The sequence below is a fragment of the Massilia cavernae genome, from assembly GCF_003590855.1.
GTDB lineage: Bacteria > Pseudomonadota > Gammaproteobacteria > Burkholderiales > Burkholderiaceae_D > Telluria_A > Telluria_A cavernae.
In genome coordinates this window covers 1-5764 of record NZ_QYUP01000099.1, presented here as the reverse complement: position 1 = coordinate 5764, position 5764 = coordinate 1, and the positions used below count along the sequence as shown (strand labels likewise).

The window sequence follows — 5764 nt, the reverse complement described above, 5'->3', positions numbered from 1 at the left end:
GTACAGTTTAGCTTGCCGGGGTTCAAAGTCAAATATATACTGTACCGTACGGTATAGTTAAAGGACTCCCCAATGCCCCAGTCATCGATTCAATCTTCCCGTCCCGGCCGCACCACGCTTGCCGCGTGCCTCGCGCTGGCGCTGGCCGGCTGCGCCCAGCTGCCTACGCCGGCGCAGCCTGGCCGCCTCGCCACCTTGTCCGATTTGGCGTCGTCCTCCACGTTCGAAGCGCCCCGGGCGGAGTGGCCGTCGGACCAATGGTGGCTCGCTTACGGCGACGCCCAGCTCGACGCCCTGGTCAGCGACGCGCTGGCCAACTCGCCGGCATGGCCGCGGCGTCGGCCGCCTGCGCCTCGCCGGCGCAGCACGCGACATCACCGGGGCCGCATCGCGGCCGCAGGTCAGCGCGAGCGCTTCCGCAACCAGCCAGCGCCTCAGCGCCAACCACCTGACCCCGCCCTCGGCGACGCCGGAAGGCTGGAACGACTACGGCCGGGTGACCGTGGACCTGGGCTGGGACCTTGACTTGTGGGGAAGGCAGCGCGCCGCGCTGGCCGCGGCCACCTCCGAGCGCGAAGCCGCCCGTGCCGACCTGGCCCAGGCGCGCCTGCTTCTGGCATCGAGCATCGCGTCCGGCTACGCGGAGCTGGCCCGCCTGTTCACCACCCGCGATACGGCCGCGCAGGCAGTGGAAGTGCGCCGCAAGACCGCGCAGCTGATGAACGAGCGTTTCGCCAACGGCTTGGAGAACCGCGGCGCGGCGCGCCTGGCGGACGCCAATCTGGCTGCGGCGGAAGGCCGCCTGCTGGAACTGGACGAACAAATCGGCATGCAGCGGCACGCACTGGCCGCGCTGATGGGAGCGGGGCCCGACCGTGGCCTCGCGATCCGCCGGCCGGCGCTGGTGGCGGGCCGCGCTTTCGGCCTGCCGCCGCAACTGGATGCGAACCTGCTCGGACGGCGTCCCGACGTCGTCGCCGCGCGCCTCCAGGCCGAGGCCGGTGCAAGCCGCATCGACCAGAAAAAGGCCGAGTTCTATCCGAACCTGAACCTGTCCGCGTTCATCGGCGTGCAGTCGCTCGGCCTCGACATGCTGGCTAAAGGCGGATCTGTCATCGGCAGCGCCGGCCCGGCATTGTCGCTGCCGATCTTCAGCGGCGGCCGCCTGCGCGGCGAACTCGATGCCGCCCATGCGGCCCACGAGCAGGCTGTCGCGCTGTACAACACCACGCTCACCCGCGCCCTGCACGAACTGGCCGACAACGCGCTGGCGCAGAAAGCGCTCGGTGCGCGCCTGGCCAGGAGCGAGGAGGCGGTCGCCGCGGCCACGGAGGCCCACCGCATCGCACGCAACCGCTACGAGGGCAGCCTTGACAGCTATCTCGCGGTCCTTAACGCCGAGGAAGTGCTGCTCGACAGCCTGGACGCCGTCACCAACCTGCGCGCGCGCTCGCTGATGCTCGATATCGCCCTGAACCGCGCCCTCGGCGGCGGCTACCTGGCGGCAAACCAATAAACGATCCAAGGAACCAAACATGACCCAAGATACCGCTGCCAACACCTCGAACACCCGGCGCCGCAACAGGCTGCTGCTCGCCCTTGCCGGGCTTGTCGCGATCACCGGCGTGGCAGGCGCCGCCTACTGGCGCCTGCACGCCGCCCACTTCGTCAGCACCGACAACGCCTACGCGGGCGCCGAGATCGCTCAGGTAACCCCCGCGGTCGGCGGCACCATCGCGGAAGTGCGGGTCAAGGACACCCAGGCCGTCCGCCGCGGCCAGGTGCTGGTGACGATCGACCGCACCGACGCCGAGCTGGCGCTGGCCCAGGCCGAAGCCGAACTGGGACTGGCCATGCGGCGCGTGCGCGCCCACGTCGCCAACGACGAAGGCCTGGCCGCGCAATTCTCCGCGCGCAAAGCCGAGGAAGAGAAGGCCGGCGCAATGCTGGACGCGGCCAAAGCCGAATTCGAGCGCGCCCGCGTGGACCTCAGGCGGCGCGAGGCGTTGTCGGCGTCGGGCTCGGTGTCGGGCGACGAACTGACGCGCGCGAAGAACGCCTTCCTGCAAGCGCAGGCTAGTCTGGAGGGCGCGAAGGCGGCGACTGCCCAAGCCCGCGCCAACAGTGTGGCCGCGCATGGTGCGCGCCAGGCCAATGCCGCGCTGATCGCCAACGCCACCCAGTACAACAATCCCGAAGTGGCGCTGGCGCGCGCCAGGCGCGACCGCGCGCTGATCGACCTCGAACGCACCGTGATCCGTGCGCCGGTCGATGGCGTAGTCGCCAAGCGCCAGGTGCAGCTGGGCCAGCGTGTGCAGGCCGGCACCCCGCTGCTGTCGGTGGTGCCGGTGCAGGACATGCATGTGATGGCCAACTTCAAGGAAGTCCAGCTGGAGAACGTGCGCGCGGGCCAGCGCGCCACCCTGACGGCCGACGTCTACGGCAGCTCGGTAACCTACAACGGCGTGGTAGAAGGCTTCTCGGGCGGGTCCGGTGCGGCCTTCGCCGCGATACCAGCGCAGAATGCGACCGGCAACTGGATCAAGGTAGTGCAGCGGCTGCCTGTGCGCATCCGCATCGATCCGGAGCAGCTGCGCGCCCATCCGCTCAAAGTCGGGCTGTCGATGACGGTCGAAGTCGACACCGCGACGGCGCGTAAGGCGGCACCGGACCCGCCCGAGAAGCCTTCTACCACGCCGTTGTAGGTTACCGAGCTGCCGTAGACGTCGGCCGTCAGGGTGGCGCGCTGGCCCGCGCGCACGTTCTCCAGCTGGACTTCCTTGAAGTTGGCCATCACATGCATGTCCTGCACCGGCACCACCGACAGCAGCGGGGGTGCCGGCCTGCACACGCTGGCCCAGCTGCACCTGGCGCTTGGCGACTACGCCATCGACCGGCGCACGGATCACGGTGCGTTCGAGGTCGATCAGCGCGCGGTCGCGCCTGGCGCGCGCCAGCGCCACTTCGGGATTGTTGTACTGGGTGGCGTTGGCGATCAGCGCGGCATTGGCCTGGCGCGCACCATGCGCGGCCACACTGTTGGCGCGGGCTTGGGCAGTCGCCGCCTTCGCGCCCTCCAGACTAGCCTGCGCTTGCAGGAAGGCGTTCTTCGCGCGCGTCAGTTCGTCGCCCGACACCGAGCCCGACGCCCGACAACGCCTCGCGCCGCCTGAGGTCCACGCGGGCGCGCTCGAATTCGGCTTTGGCCGCGTCCAGCATTGCGCCGGCCTTCTCTTCCTCGGCTTTGCGCGCGGAGAATTGCGCGGCCAGGCCTTCGTCGTTGGCGACGTGGGCGCGCACGCGCCGCATGGCCAGTCCCAGTTCGGCTTCGGCCTGGGCCAGCGCCAGCTCGGCGTCGGTGCGGTCGATCGTCACCAGCACCTGGCCGCGGCGGACGGCCTGGGTGTCCTTGACCCGCACTTCCGCGATGGTGCCGCCGACCGCGGGGTTACCTGAGCGATCTCGGCGCCCGCGTAGGCGTTGTCGGTGCTGACGAAGTGGGCGGCGTGCAGGCGCCAGTAGGCGGCGCCTGCCACGCCGGTGATCGCGACAAGCCCGGCAAGGGCGAGCAGCAGCCTGTTGCGGCGCCGGGTGTTCGAGGTGTTGGCAGCGGTATCTTGGGTCATGTTTGGTTCCTTGGATCGTTTATTGGTTTGCCGCCAGGTAGCCGCCGCCGAGGGCGCGGTTCAGGGCGATATCGAGCATCAGCGAGCGCGCGCGCAGGTTGGTGACGGCGTCCAGGCTGTCGAGCAGCACTTCCTCGGCGTTAAGGACCGCGAGATAGCTGTCAAGGCTGCCCTCGTAGCGGTTGCGTGCGATGCGGTGGGCCTCCGTGGCCGCGGCGACCGCCTCCTCGCTCCTGGCCAGGCGCGCACCGAGCGCTTTCTGCGCCAGCGCGTTGTCGGCCAGTTCGTGCAGGGCGCGGGTGAGCGTGGTGTTGTACAGCGCGACAGCCTGCTCGTGGGCCGCATGGGCGGCATCGAGTTCGCCGCGCAGGCGGCCGCCGCTGAAGATCGGCAGCGACAATGCCGGGCCGGCGCTGCCGATGACAGATCCGCCTTTAGCCAGCATGTCGAGGCCGAGCGACTGCACGCCGATGAACGCGGACAGGTTCAGGTTCGGATAGAACTCGGCCTTTTTCTGGTCGATGCGGCTTGCACCGGCCTCGGCCTGGAGGCGCGCGGCGACGACGTCGGGACGCCGTCCGAGCAGGTTCGCATCCAGTTGCGGCGGCAGGCCGAAAGCGCGGCCCGCCACCAGCGCCGGCCGGCGGATCGCGAGGCCACGGTCGGGCCCCGCTCCCATCAGCGCGGCCAGTGCGTGCCGCTGCATGCCGATTTGTTCGTCCAGTTCCAGCAGGCGGCCTTCCGCCGCAGCCAGATTGGCGTCCGCCAGGCGCGCCGCGCCGCGGTTCTCCAAGCCGTTGGCGAAACGCTCGTTCATCAGCTGCGCGGTCTTGCGGCGCACTTCCACTGCCTGCGCGGCCGTATCGCGGGTGGTGAACAGGCGGGCCAGCTCCGCGTAGCCGGACGCGATGCTCGATGCCAGAAGCAGGCGCGCCTGGGCCAGGTCGGCACGGGCGGCTTCGCGCTCGGAGGTGGCCGCGGCCAGCGCGGCGCGCTGCCTTCCCCACAAGTCAAGGTCCCAGCCCAGGTCCACGGTCACCCGGCCGTAGTCGTTCCAGCCTTCCGGCGTCGCCGAGGGCGGGGTCAGGTGGTTGGCGCTGAGGCGCTGGCTGGTTGCGGAAGCGCTCGCGCTGACCTGCGGCCGCGATGCGGCCCCGGTGATGTCGCGTGCTGCGCCGGCGAGGCGCAGGCGGGCCGACGCCGCGGCCATGCCGGGCGAGTTGGCCAGCGCGTCGCTGACCAGGGCGTCGAGCTGGGCGTCGCCGTAAGCGAGCCACCATTGGTCCGACGGCCACTCCGCCCGGGGCGCTTCGAACGTGGAGGACGACGCCAAATCGGACAAGGTGGCGAGGCGGCCAGGCTGCGCCGGCGTAGGCAGCTGGGCGCAGCCGGCCAGCGCCAGCGCGAGGCACGCGGCAAGCGTGGTGCGGCCGGGACGGGAAGATTGAATCGATGACTGGGGCATTGGGGAGTCCTTTAACTATACCGTACGGTACAGTATATATTTGACTTTGAACCCCGGCAAGCTAAACTGTACCAACGGGTACAAATTAAAAAGCTTGCCATGCGACTAAAAACAGAGACAAAACGCCAGGCCATCCTCGATGTGGCAGCCCAGGTTTTTCGCGAAGGGGGATTCGAACGGTCGTCGATGAACGAGATTTGCCAGCGTGTCGGCGGCTCGAAAGCGACGATCTACAACTACTTCGCGTCGAAGGAGGAACTGTTCTTCGAGGTGATGCGGCAGTCGGCCGACGCGGAATTCGAACAGGTGCACGCCGCGCTCGACGTGTCGACCGAGGACATCGCCAAGGCGCTGGAGACCTTCGGGCAGCGCCTGATCACCTTCATCTACTCGCCGCAACTGCAGTCGATGCGCCGGCTGGTGATTTCGGAATCGGGGCGCGCCGACCTGGGCAGGAAATGCTATGAGAACGGCCCGGCGCGCAGCCTGGTCGTAGTGTCGGCCTTCCTGTCGACGGCGATGGAACAAGGGAAGCTGCGCAAGGCGGACGCGCGCACCGCCAGCCTTCAGTTGAAGGCCCTGTATGAGGCGGAGTTCCACGACCGCTTCATGTGCCACATCCTGGACGAACTCGATTCGAAGGACGTGAAGCAGGCGGTGACGCGCGCGGTGG

At 69.1% G+C, this 5764-nt stretch carries 6 protein-coding genes; 3 read left to right on the top strand and 3 right to left on the bottom strand.

Annotation, left to right across the window (positions count from 1 at the left end):
- Positions 1-118 precede the first annotated feature (118 nt).
- Positions 119-1516, top strand: a complete 1398-nt coding sequence (locus D3872_RS10410) for an efflux transporter outer membrane subunit (RefSeq protein WP_229459258.1) — start codon at positions 119-121, stop codon at positions 1514-1516.
- A gap of 19 nt (positions 1517-1535) precedes the next feature.
- Positions 1536-2705 carry an HlyD family secretion protein gene (locus tag D3872_RS10405; RefSeq protein WP_119810707.1) on the top strand — a complete coding sequence of 390 codons (1170 nt, stop codon included), beginning with the start codon at positions 1536-1538 and terminating at the stop codon, positions 2703-2705.
- A 376-nt stretch (positions 2706-3081) separates the two neighbouring features.
- Here D3872_RS10405 and D3872_RS27260 read toward each other — a convergent pair whose 3' ends face one another.
- From D3872_RS27260 to D3872_RS10395, 3 genes are read right to left on the bottom strand one after another with little or no spacing between them, the layout of a single operon-like run.
- On the bottom strand, positions 3082-3420 hold the full coding sequence (locus D3872_RS27260) for an HlyD family secretion protein (protein ID WP_307719422.1): 339 nt from the start codon (positions 3418-3420) through the stop codon (positions 3082-3084).
- The gene (locus D3872_RS27255) at positions 3372-3626 is read right to left on the bottom strand and encodes a hypothetical protein (protein WP_307719421.1); all 255 of its coding nucleotides are present in this window, start codon (positions 3624-3626) and stop codon (positions 3372-3374) included. The genes D3872_RS27260 and D3872_RS27255 overlap by 49 nt, the downstream gene beginning before the upstream one ends.
- Before the next feature lie 19 nt (positions 3627-3645).
- Entirely contained in the window at positions 3646-5091 is a 1446-nt protein-coding gene (locus D3872_RS10395; protein WP_119810706.1) for an efflux transporter outer membrane subunit, read from the bottom strand.
- A gap of 99 nt (positions 5092-5190) precedes the next feature.
- On the opposite strand from D3872_RS10395, the gene D3872_RS10390 reads away from it, so the two are divergent.
- Positions 5191-5764, top strand: a 574-nt coding sequence (locus D3872_RS10390; protein ID WP_147373854.1) for a TetR/AcrR family transcriptional regulator, incomplete at its 3' end; no start/stop codon positions are given.

Bases quoted from the DNA above. Each gene is read 5' to 3' on its own strand.
- D3872_RS27255 (WP_307719421.1), bottom strand. From the start codon at position 3,626: ATGACCCAAGATACCGCTGCCAACACCTCGAACACCCGGCGCCGCAAC.
- D3872_RS10395 (WP_119810706.1), bottom strand. From the start codon at position 5,091: ATGCCCCAGTCATCGATTCAATCTTCCCGTCCCGGCCGCACCACGCTT.
- D3872_RS10405 (WP_119810707.1), top strand. From the start codon at position 1,536: ATGACCCAAGATACCGCTGCCAACACCTCGAACACCCGGCGCCGCAAC.